Origin of the sequence: Corynebacterium stercoris (genome assembly GCF_024160105.1) — a bacterium.
Classification (GTDB): Bacteria; Actinomycetota; Actinomycetes; order Mycobacteriales; family Mycobacteriaceae; genus Corynebacterium; species Corynebacterium stercoris.
This window is the reverse complement of record NZ_JAMFTQ010000001.1, coordinates 315,217-332,513: the sequence shown is the minus strand read 5'-3', so window position 1 is coordinate 332,513 and position 17,297 is coordinate 315,217. Positions and strand designations below refer to the sequence as shown.

The window sequence follows — 17,297 nt, the reverse complement described above, 5'->3', positions numbered from 1 at the left end:
TAAACGAGGGCATGCGCTACCTCGCCTTCATCCTCGCCGCCGTCTTCTCCTCCGCCGCCATCGCCGGTGTTTGGCTCGACTGGCCGCTCAGCATCAGGATGGTCTCCATCCTCGCGGCCGGCGCGTTCCTCATCTGGGGTTTCTACGACGTGTACTCGAAGCAGGAGCCGGAGCCGATCGTGCTTGACGACGAAAAGAAAGAGACCATCAAGCGCCTCAAGGGCGAGGGCAAGACGCACGTGGCCGTTCAGCAGGTGCAGCTGTGGTTCCGGAACTGTTCCCAGGACGAGGCCGCGCGCATCGTGCGCGAACTTTAGTAAGGTTGGCAACCATGACTGAACGCACTCTGATTCTGATCAAGCCGGACGGCGTCGCCAACGGCCACGTCGGCGAAATCATCACCCGCATCGAGCGCAAGGGCCTGAAGCTGGTGGAGATGGATCTGCGCACCGCAGACCGCGAGACCGCCGAGAAGCACTACGCCGAGCACGCCGACAAGCCGTTCTTCGGCGAGCTGGTGGACTTCATCACCTCCGCTCCGCTGGTTGCCGGCATCGTCGAGGGCGAGTCCGCCATCGCTGCATGGCGCCAGCTCGCCGGCGGCACCCACCCGGTTGAGAAGGCCACCCCGGGTACCATCCGCGGCGACTTCGCTCTGACCGTCGGGGAGAACGTCGTGCACGGCTCCGACTCTCCGGAGTCCGCTGAGCGCGAGATCGCCATCTGGTTCCCGAACAAGTAGGTTCCTCCTGCGCTAGCCCCGCCTCGTGCGGGGCTTTTTCGCGCTTATCGACGGCTTCGTCACACCTGTGCAAGAATGATGAACCAAGTGCTGCCTCACTCGGGGCGGCGCTGACGGACTTTTTCACATTGGTCCGCGCGGCCTGAGGCATCGTGCGGCGGCGGCGAGTGTTCCTCGCCAGCGCCCGGTGCGCATTGTGCTCGGCGCGGACGCTAACGACATAGGAGCATCACGTGGCAGGTAGCGTTTCCGAGTTCGACCGTTCGCGGCTGAAAGACAAGATGCGCGTCTTCCAGCTGGCCAAAGAACTGGATGTACCCTCCAAGGACCTGGTGGTGGCGCTGTCCGAGCTGGGCATCGTGAAGGTCGCCCAGTCCTCCCTGACGCTGGCGGAAAGCAACCAGCTCCTCGACGCGCTGGCGGAGACCCCGGCCGAGACCGAGCCGGAGGCGGAGGATGCGGCAGACGAGAAGATCCGCGCCCGCGTCCGCAAGGATGTGGCCAACGAGATTACGCAGATCGAGCGCAAAGTCGACGCCGAGCTAAGCGACAGGGCAGACGAGGGCGAGGACGAAGCGGACGGCGAAGACGACGAGGACGACGAGGACACCGATGCGTTGTCCGATCCGGAAGACCTGCTGACCTTCATCGAGCCGGAAGTCACCCCGGCACCAGCCGAGGACGCGGAAGATGCGCCGGCGTACGCGCCGATCTTCAAAGCGCCGTCGAGAAGCACTCGGCGCCGCGCGAGCCGCCCGAGTGCTGCGGCGGAGGTCGAGCAGGACGAGCCTGCCGAGACCCCGGAGAAGCCGAAGCGCGCGCCGCGCGTCGAGGTGATCGAAGAGCCGCGGGCGATCAAGGGATCCTCCCGCCTGGAGGCGCAGCGCCGCCGCCGCTCCGAGAAGCGCGAGGAGGACAAGAAGCGCTCCCGCATTGTCTCCCAGGCGGAATTCCTGGCGCGCCGCGAGTCGGTGACCCGCACGATGGTGGTGCGCGAGCGTGACCGCCACGACGGCGCCGGCCGCATCACGCAGGTCGGCGTGCTGGAAGACGGTTTGCTGGTCGAGCATTTCGTGACGTCGGATAGCCAGGCGTCGATGATCGGCAACATCTACCTCGGCCGCGTGCAGAACGTGCTGCCGAGCATGGAGGCCGCGTTCATCGACATCGGCCAGGGCCGCAACGGCGTGCTTTACGCCGGCGAGGTTGATTGGAAGGCCGCTGGCCTGGGTGGGCGTTCGCGCCGCATCGAGCACGCCCTGAAATCCGGCGACCAGGTTGTGGTGCAGGTGACGAAGGATCCAGTGGGCCACAAAGGTGCGCGCCTGACCACCCAGATCTCCCTGGCCGGCCGCTTTCTGGTGTACGTGCCGGGCGGCCGCAGCGCGGGCATCTCCCGCAAACTGCCCGCGCCGGAGCGCAAACGTCTGAAGGAAATCCTGAACAACGTGGTGCCGGGCAAGGGCGGCGCGATTATCCGCACCGCCGCCGAGGGCGTGTCCGAGGAAGCCATCGGTGCCGACGTGAACCGCCTGCACTCCCAGTGGGAAGCGATCCAGGAGCGCGCCGAGAAGGAAAAGAAGTCCAAGCACGCTAAGCCGGTCACGCTCTACGAGGAGCCGAATCTCTTGGTCAAGGTTGTGCGCGACCTGTTCAACGAGGATTTCTCCTCGCTGGTGGTGGACGGCGACAAGCCGTGGAACACGGTGCACGCCTACGTCTCCAGCGTGGCCCCGGATCTTGAGGACCGTCTTGTGCGCTTCAACCGCGGGGAGCACGACGGCAAGGATGCGTTCGAGGTCTACCGCGTCGACGAGCAGATCCAGAAGGCGCTGTCGCGCTCCGTGTGGCTGCCCTCCGGCGGCAGCCTGATCATCGACCGCACCGAGGCGATGACCGTCATCGACGTCAACACCGGCAAGTTCACCGGCTCCGGCGGCTCGCTGGAGGAGACGGTGACCTCGAACAACCTCGAGGCGGCCGAGGAGATTGTGCGTCAGATCCGCCTGCGCGACATCGGCGGCATCATCATCATCGACTTCATCGACATGATCCTGCCGGAGAACCAGGACCTGGTCCTGCGCCGCCTCAAGGAAGCGCTGGGCCGCGACCGCACCAAGCACCAGGTCTCCGAAGTGACCTCGCTCGGCCTGGTGCAGATGACGCGCAAGCGCCTGGGCACGGGCCTGCTCGAGATCTTCTCCGAACCGTGCGAGACGTGCGCCGGCCGCGGCATCATCGTTACTGAGGACCCGGTCGACCACGAGGAGTACGCGGCTGCCGCGCAGGAGCGTTCCCGCAAGTCGCGCGAACGCAACCGACCCGTCGGCGAGCATCCGGCGGCGCGGGCGATGCGCACCCACGCAAACGACGACGAGCTCGACGAGATTGCGGCCTCGATCATCGTCGCTGCCGAGGAGGACGTCGAGACCGAGGCCGAGGCACCGGCGGAGGAGCGCGAGGAGAAGCGCTCCGCTTCCCGACGCCGCGGACGACGCGGCGGTTCCCGCGGACGCGGCAAGCGCGGGGAGCAGCAGCCGGAGGTCATCGAACCGGAGGAGCCGAGGGAAGAGGAGGCGCCGGCGCAGACTTTCGAGGAGGCCGTGGCCGAGTTCGAGGCGTCTCCGCGACGCAAGCGCCGCACCCGCGGCAACTCGCGTTCGGATCACCGTCCGCGCGAGGAGGATTTCGTCGTCAAGCAGGAGCCCGAAGTCGAAGCCGAGCCGGAGGTTGCCGCCGAGCCCGAGCTCGAGCCCGAGCTGAAGCCCCGCAAGGGCCGCCGCCGTGCGAGCCGCAAGTCGCAGCCTGCGGAGGAGCAGCAGCGCGAGCCTAAGCGGGAACCGAAGCGGGAGCAGCAACCGGCGGACGCCGCGCGGCGCGGCCGCAGGCGGGCGACGCGGCGGACCTCCGCAAACTAGCGGGTGAGCGGTTTGGAGTTCCGCGACGGCGCGGTGTAGTCTTTGACAGTCGCTGTTTCGGGGCTCCCGCCTCGCTGCCCTGCATGCGGGCACGGCGGGTGAAGGTTATCGCCGCCGAGACATTGAAAAGCACTGTTCCAACGCCATCCGAAGCATGCCGGGGGCGTGCGAGTTGAGATAAGGGGTAACCCTCTATGTACGCGATCGTCAAGACCGGCGGCAAGCAGTACAAGGTTGCCGAAGGTGACCTGGTCAAGGTCGAGAAGCTTGAGGGTGAAGCAGGCGACAAGGTCGAACTCACCCCGGTCCTTCTCGTTGATGGCGCAGATGTCACCTCCGGCGCTGACGCGCTGGCCAAGGTTTCTGTTGAGGGCGAGATCGTCGAGCACGGCAAGGGCAAGAAGGTCGACATCCTCAAGTACAAGAACAAGACCGGCTACAAGAAGCGCCAGGGTCACCGCCAGCCGCTGACCACGGTCAAGATCACCGGCATCAAGTAAAACGACTTCATTCAAGGAGATTTGAACAATGGCACACAAGAAAGGTGCATCCAGCTCCTCGAACGGCCGTGACTCTGAGTCGAAGCGCCTCGGCGTGAAGCGCTTCGGCGGCCAGCAGGTCAAGGCCGGCGAGATCCTCGTTCGCCAGCGCGGCACCAAGTTCCACCCGGGCGACAACGTCGGCCGCGGCGGCGACGACACGCTGTTCGCGCTGAAGTCCGGCGCTGTGCAGTTCGGCATCAAGCGCAACCGCCGCACCGTGAACATCGTTCCGGCTGACGGCGAGGGCGTGGCAGTTGAGGTCCTCGAGGCCGCCGAGGCAGCAGGCGCTGTCGAGGAGGGCACCGTCGAGGAAGCTACCGCCACTGCGTAAGCATTTTTCTGAAGAAAGCGCGCCATGGGTTCCGGCCCGTGGTGCGCTTTCGCGTTTCGCCAAGGTTAGGGCACGGCGCGTGCCGACGGTAGGATTCCAAACCATGACGCAATTCGTTGACCGCGCGGTCCTGCACCTGCAAGCCGGTGATGGCGGCCACGGCTGCGCCTCCGTGCACCGCGAGAAGTTCAAGCCGCTCGGCGGGCCCGACGGCGGCAACGGCGGCCACGGCGGGGACATTGTGCTCGAGGTGTCCACCCAGGTACACACCTTGCTTGATTTCCAGTTCCGCGCGCACGTGAAGGCGCAGCGCGGCGGCAACGGCGAGGGCGACCACCGCAATGGCGCCCGCGGCGAGGACCTCGTGCTCGAGGTGCCGGTGGGCACCGTGGTGCGTAACGAGGCGGGGGAGATCCTCGCCGACCTCACCGTCCCGGGCACCCGCTTCATCGCCGCTGAGGGCGGCTTCGGCGGCTTGGGCAACGCCGCGCTGGCCAATGCGAAGCGCAAGGCCCCGGGCTTTGCGCTGAAGGGCGAGCCGGGCGAGGCGCACGACCTGATCCTGGAACTGAAGTCCATGGCGGATGTGGGCTTGGTGGGCTTCCCGTCCGCCGGCAAGTCCTCGCTGATCTCGGTGCTCTCCGCCGCGAAGCCGAAGATCGCCGACTACCCGTTCACCACCCTCGCGCCCAACTTGGGCGTGGTCAACGTGGGCCACGACACGTTCACCATCGCAGACGTGCCGGGGTTGATCCCGGGCGCGAGCCAGGGCAAGGGCCTGGGCTTGGACTTCCTGCGCCACATCGAGCGCACGGCGGTGCTCGCCCACATCGTGGATGTGGCGACGATGGAGCCGGGCCGCGACCCGATCTCGGATATTGAGGCACTCGAACACGAGCTGGCCACGTACGCCGACGAGCTGGACATGGACACGGGCCTCGGCGATCTGCGGGAGCGCCCCCGCCTGGTGGTGCTGAACAAGATGGACGTGCCGGAGGCGCGCGAGCTCGCGGACTTCCTCCGCGCCGACATCGAGGCGCAGTTCGGCTGGCCGGTGTATGAAATCTCCACGGTCACCCACGAGGGCCTCGAGCCGCTGAAGTGGGCGATGTGGGAGATCGTGCAGGCGTCCCGCAAGGCCCGCCCGAAGCCGCAGCGCGAGCTGGCGGAGCCGCAGGTGATTCGCCTGCAGAGCCGCTCGAAGGACTCCGACATCAAGGTCGAGCGCGATCCGCTGTACCCGGAGGGCTGGATCGTCACCGGCGAGAAGGCGGAGCGCTGGATCCGCCAGACCGACTTTGAGAACGACGAAGCCGTGGGCTACCTCTCCGACCGCCTGGAGAGGGCGGGCGTGGAGGACGCGCTGCGCAAGATCGGCGCCAAGGAAGGCGACGTGGTCACCATCGGCGAGATCTCCTTCGACTGGGAGCCTTCGCGCGGCGGCGATCCGACACTGGCCGGCCGCGGCCAGGATGCCCGCCTCGGCGGCACCACCCGTGCGTCCGCCGAAGAGCGCAAGCGCGCCTCCCAGGCCCGCCGCGGCCTCATCGACGAGTACGACTACGGCACCGACGAGGCCGCCGACCGCGAGCGCTGGCAGGGCTAGGCGTGTCGGATTCCTCGCGCGCGCTGCGCGCCCAGATCGCTTCCGCGCGCCGCATCGTGGTCAAGCTGGGCACATCTTCGCTTGTCGACGCCACCGGGGCGGTCTCCCAAGAGAAGATCGACCGTATCGTCGACGCGATCGAGCGCCGGATCGCGCGCGGCACTGATGTGATCGTGGTGTCCTCGGGTGCGATCGCCGCCGGCATGGGTCCCCTCGGGCTGAAAACCCGGCCCCGTGATCTGGCGACGAAGCAGGCCGCCGCCGCTGTCGGCCAGATTCACCTGGCGCAGTCGTGGGGTCAGTCGTTCGCGCGTTACGGGCGCCCGATCGGCCAAGTGCTGCTCACGCAGTCCGATGCCGGCGTTCGTGAGCGTGCGCGCAACGCGCAGCGCACCATCGACAGGTTGCGGCAGATCGGTGTCGTGCCGATTGTCAACGAGAACGACACCGTGGCCACCTCCGAGATGCGCTTCGGCGACAACGACAGGCTGAGTGCGATCGTCGGCACGCTGATCAGCGCGGATGCGTTGGTGCTGCTCTCGGATGTCGAGGGCCTCTACGACCGGAACCCGGCCGAGCCGGGCGCGCAGTTGATCGACGAGGTGCGCTCCGGCAGCGATCTCGACGGCGTGCAGGCGGGGGACGGCGGACTCTTCGGCACCGGCGGCATGGCCGCGAAGGTCTCCGCCGCGCGTTTGGCCACCCGCGGGGGCGTGCCGGTGCTGCTCACCGCGACTGAGCGGATCGAGGAGGCGCTGGACACGGCCCAGGTTGGCACGGTGTTCCACACCCGTCTGGAGAAGCGTCTCAACGCGTGGAAGTTCTGGGCGCTGTACGCCGCTGACGCGGAGGGCGTGCTGCGGCTCGACGCGGGTGCGGTGAAGGCCGTGACCCGCGGCGGCACGAGCCTGCTCGCGGTCGGCATCACCGGCATCGAGGGCGATTTTCACGCCGGCGACATTGTGGAGATCCTCGGGCCCGAGTCCGAGGTCATCGGCCGCGGAGAGGTGGCGTACGACGCCGTTGAACTCGCCGGCATGTTGGGCAAGCACACCGCCGAACTGGCGGATCACCAGCGCCGACCCGTGGTGCACGCGGATTACTTGAGCAACTACGCGTCGCGTTTGTAGATAATGGGGGCATGAAGTTCGCATTTTTGCCTGAGCCCTGGGATGAGTCCGTTGCCGACCTCGAGGCGGCCGGCCACGAGCTTGTCTCCCTCGACGACAACCCGGACATGCTGGTCTTCCGCGGCACGCCGGACCAGTTCCCGGAGGAGCTGCCCAAAAGCGTCAAGGTTGTCCAGAACGCTTTCGCCGGCATGGACGCGCTGCGCGAGGCCGGCACCCTGGCCCAGCACGACGTGCGCTGGGCCAACGCTGGCGGGCTTTACGACGATACGGTGGCCGAATCCACCCTCGCACTCCTCCTCGCGGTGCTCCACCGCCACAAGGCAGTGTCCCGCGAGTGGAACCAGCAGCAGCTGGCGGAGGAGACCGACTTCCTCTTCGACGACAAGAAGCTGGCGCTGATCGGCGCGGGCGGCATCGGCAAGAAGCTCATCGAGTTCATCGCCCCATTCGGTGTAGAGGTCACCGCGGTGAACCGCTCCGGCAACCCGGTGGACGGCGCCGCACAGACCGTGAAGATGTCCGAGGCGGACGACGTGTGGGCAAGCCACGACGTGTTTGTGCTGCTCGCGCCGTTGACGGAAGAGACAAAGAGCATGGTCGACGCAGAGGTGCTGGCTAAGATGAAGCCGAGCGCAGTGGTGGTGAACGTCGGCCGCGGCCCGCTCGTCGACACCGGCGCGCTGGCGGATGCGCTCCAGCTCGGCACCATCGCCGGCGCGGGCCTCGATGTCACCGACCCCGAGCCGCTGCCGGCGGATCACCCGCTGTGGGATCTGGACAACTGCATCATCACCCCGCACACGGCGAACGTTCCGCGCTTCATGGCGCGCCGCCTGGGCAAGCTGGCCGCCGAGAACTGGGAGGACTTCGAGGCCGGGAAGGACATGCGAACCGAAGTGGACGTCGACGCGGGATACTAGACTCTCGCGCATGACTGAGCTCACCCCCCAGCGCCAGGCAGAGCGCGACGAGGTTTTGGCCAAGGCGCGCGCGGCGAAGCGCGTCGCACCGCTGCTGGCCACACTTCCCACCCCGCACAAGGACGAGCTGCTGGTCGCCGCGGCAGACCAGATCGAAGCCCGCGCGGGCGAGATCCTCGCGGCGAACGCCCGCGACCTCGAAGCGGGCCGCGAGTCCGGTATGGACGAGGCGCTGCTTGACCGCCTCGCGCTCAGCGAGGACCGCGTCCGCGGCATCGCCGGGGGCCTGCGCCAGGTTGCGGGCCTGAAGGACCCGGTGGGGGAGATCGTCCGCGGCGGCATGGGCCCGCAGGGCATGACGATGAAGCAGGTGCGTGTGCCGCTCGGCGTGATGGGCATGGTCTACGAGGCGCGCCCGAACGTCACCGTCGACGCTTTCGGCCTCGCACTCAAGTCGGGCAACGTCGCCCTCCTGCGCGGCTCGAAATCTGCCCGCAACTCCAACGAGCAGCTGGTGGCGGTACTCCAGGACGCTGCAGAAGCGCAACGCTTGCCCCGCGAGATCGTGCAGCTCCTGCCGTGCGACACCCACGATTCGGTGCAGGACCTCATCACGGCGCGCGGGCTTGTCGACGTCGTCATTCCGCGCGGCAGCGCCCGCCTTATCAACGCCGTGATTTCGGGCGCGACGGTGCCCACCCTCGAGACGGGCACCGGCAACTGCCACTTCTACATCGATGCCACGGCGGAGCTGGATTCGGCGATCGAGATGCTGCTCAACGGCAAGACCCGCCGCGTGTCAGTCTGCAACGCCACAGAGACCGCGCTGGTGGACTCCGCGCTTTCCGACGACAGCATCCTGCGCATCGTCCAGGCGCTGCAGGATGCCGGGGTGAGGGTGCACGGCAACGTCGACAAGCTCTCTGCCCTGGGCGCGCAGGACATTGTGGATGCGGGCGAGGCGGATTGGGCCGAGGAGTACCTGTCGATGGACATCGCGCTGGCGATTGTGGATGGCGTGGACGGCGCGATCGAGCACATCCGCACCTACTCCAGCGGGCACACCGAGGGCATCGCGGCGCGGGACGCATACGTGCTGCAGCAGTTCGCCAACCACGTCGACTCGGCTGCGGTGATGCTCAACGCGTCGACGGCGTTCACGGACGGCGAGCAGTACGGCATGGGCGCGGAGATCGGCATTTCCACCCAGAAGCTGCACGCCCGCGGCCCGATGGGCCTGCCGGAGCTGACGTCGACGAAGTGGATCCTCGAGGGCACCGGGCAGGTGCGGCCGTGACGCGCGTCGGCGTGATGGGCGGCACGTTCGACCCGATTCACCACGGCCACCTCGTGGCGGCGAGCGAGGCGGCCCACCGCTTCGACCTCGACGAGGTTGTGTTCGTGCCCACCGGCCAGCCGTGGCAGAAGGCGGGCCGGAAGATCTCGCCGGCGGAGGACCGCTACCTCATGACTGTCATCGCCACCGCGTCGAACCCGCAGTTCAACGTCTCGCGCGTGGACATTGACCGCGGGGGGCCGACGTACACCATCGACACGCTGCGCGACTTGCGCGAGGAGTACCCGGGCGCCGAGCTGTTCTTCATCACCGGCGCCGACGCGCTGAGCTCGATCATGAGCTGGCACGACTGGGAGAAGATGTTTGAGCTCGCCGAGTTCGTCGGCGTCACCCGCCCGGGCTACGAGCTGACCGAGGACATGCTGCCCGCCGACATCCAGGAGCGCGTCCACCTGCTGGACATCCCGGCGATGGCGATCTCCTCGACGGACTGCCGGGCGCGAGCCGCGTCCGGCCAGCCGGTCTGGTACTTGGTGCCGGACGGGGTGGTGCAGTACATCGGCAAGCACGAGCTGTACGTGTAGCGCGCCTGTGTGGGACAATGGCCTGAACAAACCCTCGGATACCCGTAAAGGACCGCTTTCTTGACTGCTTCGCAGACTTCCATCGACCAGGCACGCATCGCGGCGAAGGCCGCGGATGAGAAACTCGGCGCGAACATCGCCGTCATCGACGTCTCCAACGTCATGGCGATCACCGACATTTTCGTGATCGCCTCCGCCGAGACGGAGCGGCAGGTCGCCGCCATCGTCGAGGAGGTCGAAGCCGAGCTTTCCGACGCTGGGGCTGAGCCGAAGCGCCGCGAAGGCAACCGCGAGAACCGCTGGGTGCTGCTGGATTACGGCAACTTCGTGGTGCACGTCCAGCGCGAGGCGGAGCGGGACTTCTACGGTCTCGACCGCCTGTACGCGGATTGCCCAGTCATCGCTGTGGAGGGCCTCGAGGAGTACCAGCGCCCGGGCGCGTTCGCCGAGGGCACCCGCAGCGCCGAGAGCATCGAGGACCTGCCGCTGGCCGGCGAGGGCCCCGACGCCGACGAGTTCTAAGCCGTGGGCCGCCGACTCATCCTGCTGCGCCACGGGCAGACGGAGTACAACGCCACCCGCCGCATGCAAGGGCAGCTCGATACCGAGTTGTCCACGACGGGTGTGGAGCAAGCCCGCGCAGCCGGGTTGCTCATGCGCGAGTTCGGCGTGACCAAGATTGTCAGTTCCGATCTCGCCCGCGCCCGCCGTACTGCTGAGATTGTCGCTGCGGTGCTGGGGCTGGACCTTGCCGTCGACACGCGCCTGCGCGAAACCCACCTGGGGGACTGGCAGGGCAAGACCCACGCCGAAGTGGACACGATCGACACCGGTGCGCGGGCGCACTGGCGCAACAACGCAGCGTGGGCACCGCCGCAGGGGGAGAGCCGCTTGGACGTGGCGCGCCGGGCGCGGCCCGTGGTGGATGAGCTCATGGCGACGTACGACGGCTGGGATGACGGCGCGGTCCTGCTCGTCGCCCACGGCGGCACGATCTCTGCGCTGACGTCGAACTTGCTCGGACTCGAGGAGCACCAATACCCGCTGCTGAAGAGCTTGGGCAACACCAACATGTCCCGGCTGCGGGCCATGCCGCGCTACCGCGAGGGGGCTTCGAGCTCCCACTTCGATTCCACCGCGCCCGAGGACGTGCAGTGGTACCTAGAGGCGTGGAACCAGGGGCTGAGCCTGTAATGGCGGTGCGCGTTGTCGTCGATTCAGCCGCCGGCCTCCCGCGCGAGATCGCCGAGGAGCTGGACATCACCGTCATTCCCCTGCACGTCATGGACGGTGAGGGGGAAGAATCGACCTCCGGGCTGACCTCGCTCGAGCTCACTGCCTGCTACGCCCGCCAGCTGGAGCGCGGGGGCGACGACGGCGTGGTGGCGCTCCACCTGGCCAGATCGCTATCCTCCACATGGTCGGCGGCGGTGACCGCGTCGGCGGTCTTCCCCGGCACCGTGCGTGTGGTGGACACCGACACCGCAGGCATGGCGATCGGAGCTGCGGCGATGGCGGCGGCCACCGTCGCCCGCGAGGGCGGGGACCTCGACGAGTGCGAGGCCATGGCACGGTCCACCATGGAGCGCTCCGAGACGTGGGTGTACTTGCAGCAGCTTGAGGGGTTGCGCAAGTCCGGCCGCCTGTCCACGGGTACGGCGCTGTCCGCGACGCTATTGGCCACGAAGCCGATCCTGCGCATCAACGGCGGCAAGCTCGAGCTCGCCGCGAAGACGCGCACCCAGACCAAGGCGTTCGCCCGGCTCGCTGAGATGATCGTGGAACGCGCCGAGGGGCAGCCGGTGTTCGCGGCGGTGCAGCACGCTGATGCCGAGGACGCCGCGGAGCACATGGCCTCAACCCTCGATGAAGTGCTGCCGCAGGGCTCCCAAGTCCTCGTGGAACCGCTGGTTGACGTGCTGGCTGTGCACACCGGGCGCGGCGCAGTCGGCGTGTCGGTGGTGTTCACCACCCCGCCTGCTGACCATTCGCTGTGATCTTGTCCTGACAGGGCTGGGCGCAGCCGTTATGCTCGCCTGGTGCGCTCCTCTGTTTCGCTTCGCCCCCGCATTATGCTGCTCGCCGTGATCGCGGCGCTTTTGACTTCAATCGTCGTCACGTTCGCTGCTCCTCAGGAGGCGGAGGCCCAGCGCCGCTGCCCGGCAGTGGCGGTGGTCGCCGCCCGCGGATCCGGGCAGAACGATCAAATTTTCCGCACCAGCTACTCCCCGCAGGCGCCGTGGGTGTCCAACGGCTGGGAGGGGCAGACCATGCGTGCGTTCTTCCGCCACGCGGAGAACCGTTACCGCGCCACCCACGGCGGCAATTCGCTGATGAAGGACGTGGAGGTGCTGGGCCTCGAGCCCAAGTACTACCCGGCGATTTACCCGGAGTACAACGTGCCGGAGGTGGCGGTGCCGGCGACGATCGCCCAGGGCGTGCTCCTGGCGCTGGAGTACTCGGTGCCCGCGCTGCGGACGGCACGCCGCGCAGCGACGGAGTTCACCGACTCGGTAAAGCTGGGCCGCGTGGGCGTGATGCAGCAGATCAACGACTACGAGGCGGCCACCGGTTGCCGTCCGAGCTACATTCTGACCGGCTACTCGCAGGGCGCGATGATCCTGCTCGAACACGAGCGTGAGCTGGCCCGCCGCGGGCAGCTCGCCGGCGTGGTGTATTTCGGCAACCCGAACACCGCCCCGGACGACTGGTCCACCGTGGGTGTAGCCGGCGGCGGCGCGGGCGGCATCCTTGGCATCCTGCCGTTCAACACCCGCACCGCCGCGGGCACCTCGAACCGCGTGAACTACTGCCTGCCGCTGGACGGCGTGTGCGACCTCTCGGTGCAGACACTGCAGGGTGCTGCGCAGTTCAACGGCGGCAACCACGGCCGCTACTACCTGTGGCCGTCCCAGTGGGATAACCAGGTGTCCGACTCTTTCGGCCGCTTCGTGGACCAGGTACGTTACCGCTAGCCGCCGGAACCTGTGGATAACTCCGCGTTTGAGTGACGCGTCACCGGAGTTATCCACAGAAAAATGTTCACCTCTACCGGAGGCATTTTCTCTTTCGTAGTCTGCGGGCATGAGCGCCGCTGACCGCATTAAAGAACTCACCCGCCCGACCGGGGAGGAGGACCTCCTGCCCGTCCGCTACCCCGAACCCCGCCTCCGATTAGAGCTGAAGCAGGCAATGCTGGCCGCTGCCGCGGTGCTGGCGATCGTCTGCGGCTGGGCGGCCGCGCGGCTCGCCGCGGAGCAGCCGCCCACGCCGGAGTGGGGCCAAGTCGCCGCGGAAAGCCCCGTGCCCGAGAAAGTCGTCGTCGCCGTGGTGGGGGAGGTGGCGAACCCGGGCCTGGTCACGCTCGATCAGGGCTCCCGCGTCGCCGACGCCCTCGACATTGCCCAGCCACTGCCCGCCGCCGACCTGATCACGCTCAACATCGCGCAGATGCTTGTCGACGGCCAGCAGATCCATGTCCAAACCATCGGCGCCGCGCCCGTGGATGCTCCGCCCGCCGCCCCGGGCCTCATCTCGCTGAACCAGGCGAGCGCGGCTGAGCTGACCTCGCTGCCGGGGGTGGGGGAGGCGACCGCCGCCGCGATCGTGGCACACCGGGAAGCAAACGGCCCGTTCGGCTCCGTCGACGCGCTGCTGGATGTCAAAGGGATCGGCCCCGCCAAGCTCGACGCGATCCGCGACTTGGTGGCGCTCTAGCGATGAGTGAGCTGCGCCTCGTCCCCGCGGCTCTCGCCGTCTGGGCGGCGAGTATCGCGTGCGTGCTCGCGGGTACGCACGCAGCGGTTGTGGTCGTCGCTCTGTTTTGCGCCGGCAGTGCGCTGCTCCGCGAGTGGGGTCAAGCGCTGCTCACCGCCGGCCTCGGCGCGGCGTCGGTGCTCGCCGCGCACGTCCGCCTCCGCATAGCCGACGCCTGGGACTACGCCTCGCCGCTCATCGGCACCGTGAGCGGTCAACCGAAACTCACGGCCAGCGGCTCCTGGCTCACCCGCATCGCGCTGCCCGGCCACCCCTCCACCCTCACGGTATTCAGCGCCACGCTTGACGACGCCATCGTTCCCGGCGCGACCGTCGCCGCAACCGGAGCACTCGACGACAACAAGATTGCGGGTGTGACTCCGGTGGTGCTCAACGGGGAGGTGGAACTCGTTGCCCCGGCTACCGGGTACGCCGCGTTCGCCCAGCACGTGCGGGAAACCTTCCGAGCTGCGGCCACAGCCAGGGTCGGCGACGCGTCCCGCGGTCTCATTCCCGGCATGGTGCTTGGCGATACGTCCCTGCAAACCCCGGTGGAGCAGCAGACGTACATCGATACCGGGTTGTCGCACCTGTCGGCGGTGTCGGGGTCGAACGTCGCCATCGTGACTACGGCGGCGGTGGTGGTGGCAACCCTGCTCGGCCTCGGGCTGCGAGTCCGCTTGCTGGCCGCCGCGGTTGCGCTCGTTGCCTTCGCCGGCCTGGTGGGTCCGGAGCCGAGCGTGCTCAGAGCATCTGTCACCGGGTTGGTCGGCCTCGTTGCGGTCCTGGCGTCGACGCGCACCGAGCCGCTGCATGCGCTATGCCTGGCGGTCATCGGCTTGGTGCTGGTGGATACGGACCTGGCCGTGCACTACGGCTTCGCGCTCTCCGTCGCGGCGACGGCGGGCATCGTGGTGCTCCACCCGCTGCTGTACCGGGCGCTGGCGGCGACGGGCTGGCCCGACATCATCAACCGCGCGCTCGCGGTGGCGATCGCCGCTGACGTGGTCACAATGCCCATCGTCGCGCTCATGGCGGGGCAGGTGTCGCTGGTGGCGGTCGCCGCAAATGTCCTCGTCGCGCCCGCAGTAGCCCCGGTCACGGTGCTCGGTCTTATCGCGGTCATCCTCGCGCTCCTGCCGGGCGGGCTCGAGGCTCTCCCGCTATTTATCATCGAACCGCTGGCGTGGTGGGTGCACGCGGTGGCAACAACGGGTGCGGCACTCCCGCTGGCGACGGTTGCCGCTGGTCCAGTGGCAGCGTTGGTGGCGTACGGGTGGGTGATGGCAGGGATCGTCGGCAAGCGGCCGCGCGCAACGGCAGCGGCCGTGACCGCGGTGCTCTGCGCGACACAGCTGCACGCAGCGCCTCCCGCCCCGGATTACTCGGGCATGCGCGCGCATGTCGTGGCGACGAAGGCGGACGTTGATCCGGTCCCGCCCGGCACCGAGCTGGTCGTCGTCCTCGAGGAGGGCAAACCGTTGAAGCGTCCGGTGGTGACGCAGAGCGGGATTCCGGTGCTCTTCCCCAACCGCGCGGGCCCTTAAGATGGTGGCCATGCTCAACCCTGTGCACCTCGTCCTCGGGGACGACGAGTTCCTCGCGGAGCGGGCGACGAAGGAGATCATCGCCCAGGCTGGCCCGGAGGCCGAAGTGACTACACTGCGCGCCTCCGAGGTCACGGAGGGGGAGATTGCGATGGCGACCAGCCCGTCGCTGTTCGCCGAGGACCGGGTTGTGGTAGTCGAGCGCACCGAGCTCGCCGGCAAGGAACCGACGGAGACGCTGCTCGCAGCCTGCGTGGATCCCGCGCCGGGTATGACGCTGGTGATCAAGCATTCGGGCGGCGGGCGGCAGAAGTCGTACGTCGCAAAGTTTCAGAAGATCGCCGAGGTGCACCGCGTCGACGCGCTGAAGGATCGGGACCGGCACGCGTGGGTGAGCGCGGAGTTCCGCCGCCACGGGGCGCGTCCGACACCGGACGTGGTTGCGGCGCTGTTGGAATCCGTCGGCTCGGACCTGCGCGAGCTCGCCTCGGCAGTGAGCCAGCTCGTAGCGGACACCGAGGGCGAGATCACGGTCGCGGCGGTGCGCGACTACTACACGGGCGTGGCGGAGGTCGCCGGCTTCGATATCGCGGACCAAGCCGTGCTGGGCCGCGCGGACAGGGCGCTGGCGTCGTGCCGCCGGGCACTGCAGCTCGGGACGTCGCCGGTGGCTATCGCCGCAGCACTGGCGCACAAGGTCGGCGATATCGCCCGCCTCCAGGGGGTCCGGGGCAATCCGGATCAGCTCGCGCGCGAGCTGGGGATGCACCCGTTCGTCGCAAAGAAAACCATGCAGGTGGCGCGGCAGTGGACACCCGCGGCGGTCACGGAGGCTGTGATCATCGTCGCGGACCTCGACGCGGAAGTGAAGGGCCAAGGCGGCGACCCGGACTTCGCCGTGGAGGACGCAGTGCGCAGGATCGCCGAACTGGCATGAAAAAACCCGCCGAGGGCGGGTAATTTCGGAAGGCTCTTAGTCCATCTTGTTGAGGGCGTGAGCCATCTTGGACTTCTTGTTGGCCGCGTTGTTGCGGTGGTAAACGCCCTTGGTCACGGCCTTGTCCAGCTTGCGGGACGCAACGCGCAGCTGCTCTGCGGCAGCTTCCTTGTCGCCGGCCTCGACCAGCTCGCGGAACTTGCGGATCTCCGTGCGGGTCGCGGAACGGACAGCCTTGTTGCGCTGACGGCGCTTCTCGTTGGTGAGCACGCGCTTCTGCTGCTGCTTAATGTTTGCCATGGTGCACCTCTTAATTTCGGTATCGAATGGAACGTGCCCGGCGGGGACTTCTGTGCGGCGACTTTGGATATGGGACGCGAGCCCAAGGTCCTGCCCGCGTAGCGCCGCGCACCCTGCTGGACAACTCCTCTAACCTAGCAGCCTGCGTTATCCCCAATCAAAACGGTCGCGCAAGCGGTTCGCCACGCGCTCGAAACGCAGTGCCGGCACGGTGGTGCCGCGGCGGTGCACATCCGTCTCCGGCACGCACAGCGTCTTGTCCAGGCGGACCCAGCACGGCTCGCCGGAGGCATCCCACTCGCCGCAGCCGATGCCCAGCCAGTGCTGGTCGTCCGCGTGCTCCTTGCCGGGGGAGATGAGCAGGCCCAGCACCTCGTGCTGCTCGCGCCCGACAACGAGCATGGAACGCTCCGTCGGCGGCTGGGACGGCACCGTCACCCACACGACCTCGCCCGGCTCGGCGTTGCCGTCCATGTCCGGGGCGTAGTAGATGTTGCGCGGGATCTTGCCGGTGGGCTTCACGTTGACGCGGGCGGCGCGCTTCGCTCTCCGGTCCGAGGCGGGCGCGGCGAGGCGGGCGTTGAGCATGGCGAGGCCCTGATCGAGCGACGTGGTGCGTGTGCGCGACCACCACTTCTTCGCCATGGCCCTCTACCTCCTTAAGCCCTCTTGCGCTCACTCTAG

Annotated in this window: 19 protein-coding genes; 17 read left to right on the top strand and 2 right to left on the bottom strand. The window is 67.9% G+C overall.

Features of this window, described 5'->3' with window-relative positions:
- Positions 1–11 precede the first annotated feature (11 nt).
- The 17 genes from M5J20_RS01600 (at position 12) to holA (ending at position 16,313) form a co-directional block, all read left to right on the top strand.
- Complete coding sequence (locus M5J20_RS01600) at positions 12–317, top strand: hypothetical protein (protein WP_253575691.1); 306 nt, start codon at positions 12–14, stop codon at positions 315–317.
- A 14-nt stretch (positions 318–331) separates the two neighbouring features.
- Complete coding sequence (ndk, locus tag M5J20_RS01595; protein WP_253575689.1) at positions 332–742, top strand: nucleoside-diphosphate kinase; 411 nt, start codon at positions 332–334, stop codon at positions 740–742.
- A gap of 281 nt (positions 743–1,023) precedes the next feature.
- Positions 1,024–3,660 carry a translation initiation factor IF-2 N-terminal domain-containing protein gene (locus M5J20_RS01590; RefSeq protein WP_253575875.1) on the top strand — a complete coding sequence of 879 codons (2,637 nt, stop codon included), beginning with the start codon at positions 1,024–1,026 and terminating at the stop codon, positions 3,658–3,660.
- A 194-nt stretch (positions 3,661–3,854) separates the two neighbouring features.
- Entirely contained in the window at positions 3,855–4,160 is a 306-nt protein-coding gene (gene rplU, locus M5J20_RS01585; protein WP_253575688.1) for a 50S ribosomal protein L21, read from the top strand.
- A gap of 28 nt (positions 4,161–4,188) precedes the next feature.
- The gene (rpmA, locus tag M5J20_RS01580) at positions 4,189–4,533 is read left to right on the top strand and encodes a 50S ribosomal protein L27 (RefSeq protein ID WP_253575686.1); all 345 of its coding nucleotides are present in this window, start codon (positions 4,189–4,191) and stop codon (positions 4,531–4,533) included.
- 103 nt (positions 4,534–4,636) lie between these two features.
- A complete protein-coding gene (gene obgE, locus M5J20_RS01575) occupies positions 4,637–6,139 on the top strand; it encodes a GTPase ObgE (RefSeq protein WP_253575684.1) in 1,503 nt (500 codons plus the stop codon).
- Between the two features lie 2 nt (positions 6,140–6,141).
- Positions 6,142–7,269 (top strand): glutamate 5-kinase, encoded by a 1,128-nt coding sequence (proB, locus tag M5J20_RS01570; RefSeq protein ID WP_253575683.1) that lies wholly within the window; start codon positions 6,142–6,144, stop codon positions 7,267–7,269.
- 11 nt (positions 7,270–7,280) lie between these two features.
- Positions 7,281–8,192 carry a D-isomer specific 2-hydroxyacid dehydrogenase family protein gene (locus tag M5J20_RS01565; RefSeq protein WP_253575681.1) on the top strand — a complete coding sequence of 304 codons (912 nt, stop codon included), beginning with the start codon at positions 7,281–7,283 and terminating at the stop codon, positions 8,190–8,192.
- Between the two features lie 10 nt (positions 8,193–8,202).
- Complete coding sequence (locus M5J20_RS01560) at positions 8,203–9,489, top strand: glutamate-5-semialdehyde dehydrogenase (protein WP_253575679.1); 1,287 nt, start codon at positions 8,203–8,205, stop codon at positions 9,487–9,489.
- 14 nt (positions 9,490–9,503) lie between these two features.
- Positions 9,504–10,073, top strand: coding sequence for a nicotinate-nucleotide adenylyltransferase (gene nadD, locus M5J20_RS01555; RefSeq protein ID WP_253575873.1), 570 nt, complete (start codon positions 9,504–9,506; stop codon positions 10,071–10,073).
- 60 nt (positions 10,074–10,133) lie between these two features.
- On the top strand, positions 10,134–10,595 hold the full coding sequence (gene rsfS, locus M5J20_RS01550; RefSeq protein ID WP_253575677.1) for a ribosome silencing factor: 462 nt from the start codon (positions 10,134–10,136) through the stop codon (positions 10,593–10,595).
- Between the two features lie 3 nt (positions 10,596–10,598).
- Entirely contained in the window at positions 10,599–11,267 is a 669-nt protein-coding gene (locus M5J20_RS01545; RefSeq protein WP_253575675.1) for a histidine phosphatase family protein, read from the top strand.
- Positions 11,267–12,070, top strand: a complete 804-nt coding sequence (locus M5J20_RS01540) for a DegV family protein (RefSeq protein WP_253575673.1) — start codon at positions 11,267–11,269, stop codon at positions 12,068–12,070. The genes M5J20_RS01545 and M5J20_RS01540 overlap by 1 nt, the downstream gene beginning before the upstream one ends.
- Positions 12,071–12,112: 42 nt before the next feature.
- Complete coding sequence (locus M5J20_RS01535; RefSeq protein ID WP_253575671.1) at positions 12,113–13,048, top strand: hypothetical protein; 936 nt, start codon at positions 12,113–12,115, stop codon at positions 13,046–13,048.
- A gap of 109 nt (positions 13,049–13,157) precedes the next feature.
- Entirely contained in the window at positions 13,158–13,790 is a 633-nt protein-coding gene (locus M5J20_RS01530; protein ID WP_253575670.1) for a ComEA family DNA-binding protein, read from the top strand.
- Between the two features lie 2 nt (positions 13,791–13,792).
- Positions 13,793–15,376: a ComEC/Rec2 family competence protein gene (locus tag M5J20_RS01525; protein ID WP_253575669.1), complete on the top strand. Its 1,584-nt coding sequence runs from the start codon at positions 13,793–13,795 to the stop codon at positions 15,374–15,376.
- Between the two features lies 1 nt (position 15,377).
- Positions 15,378–16,313, top strand: a complete 936-nt coding sequence (gene holA, locus M5J20_RS01520) for a DNA polymerase III subunit delta (protein WP_253575667.1) — start codon at positions 15,378–15,380, stop codon at positions 16,311–16,313.
- Positions 16,314–16,349: 36 nt separating this feature from the next.
- On the opposite strand, the gene rpsT is transcribed toward holA, so the two are convergent.
- Together rpsT and M5J20_RS01510 are read right to left on the bottom strand one after the other, a co-directional pair.
- Positions 16,350–16,613, bottom strand: a complete 264-nt coding sequence (gene rpsT / locus M5J20_RS01515) for a 30S ribosomal protein S20 (protein WP_253575665.1) — start codon at positions 16,611–16,613, stop codon at positions 16,350–16,352.
- Between the two features lie 147 nt (positions 16,614–16,760).
- On the bottom strand, positions 16,761–17,258 hold the full coding sequence (locus tag M5J20_RS01510) for a type II toxin-antitoxin system PemK/MazF family toxin (protein ID WP_253575663.1): 498 nt from the start codon (positions 17,256–17,258) through the stop codon (positions 16,761–16,763).
- Positions 17,259–17,297 lie beyond the last annotated feature (39 nt).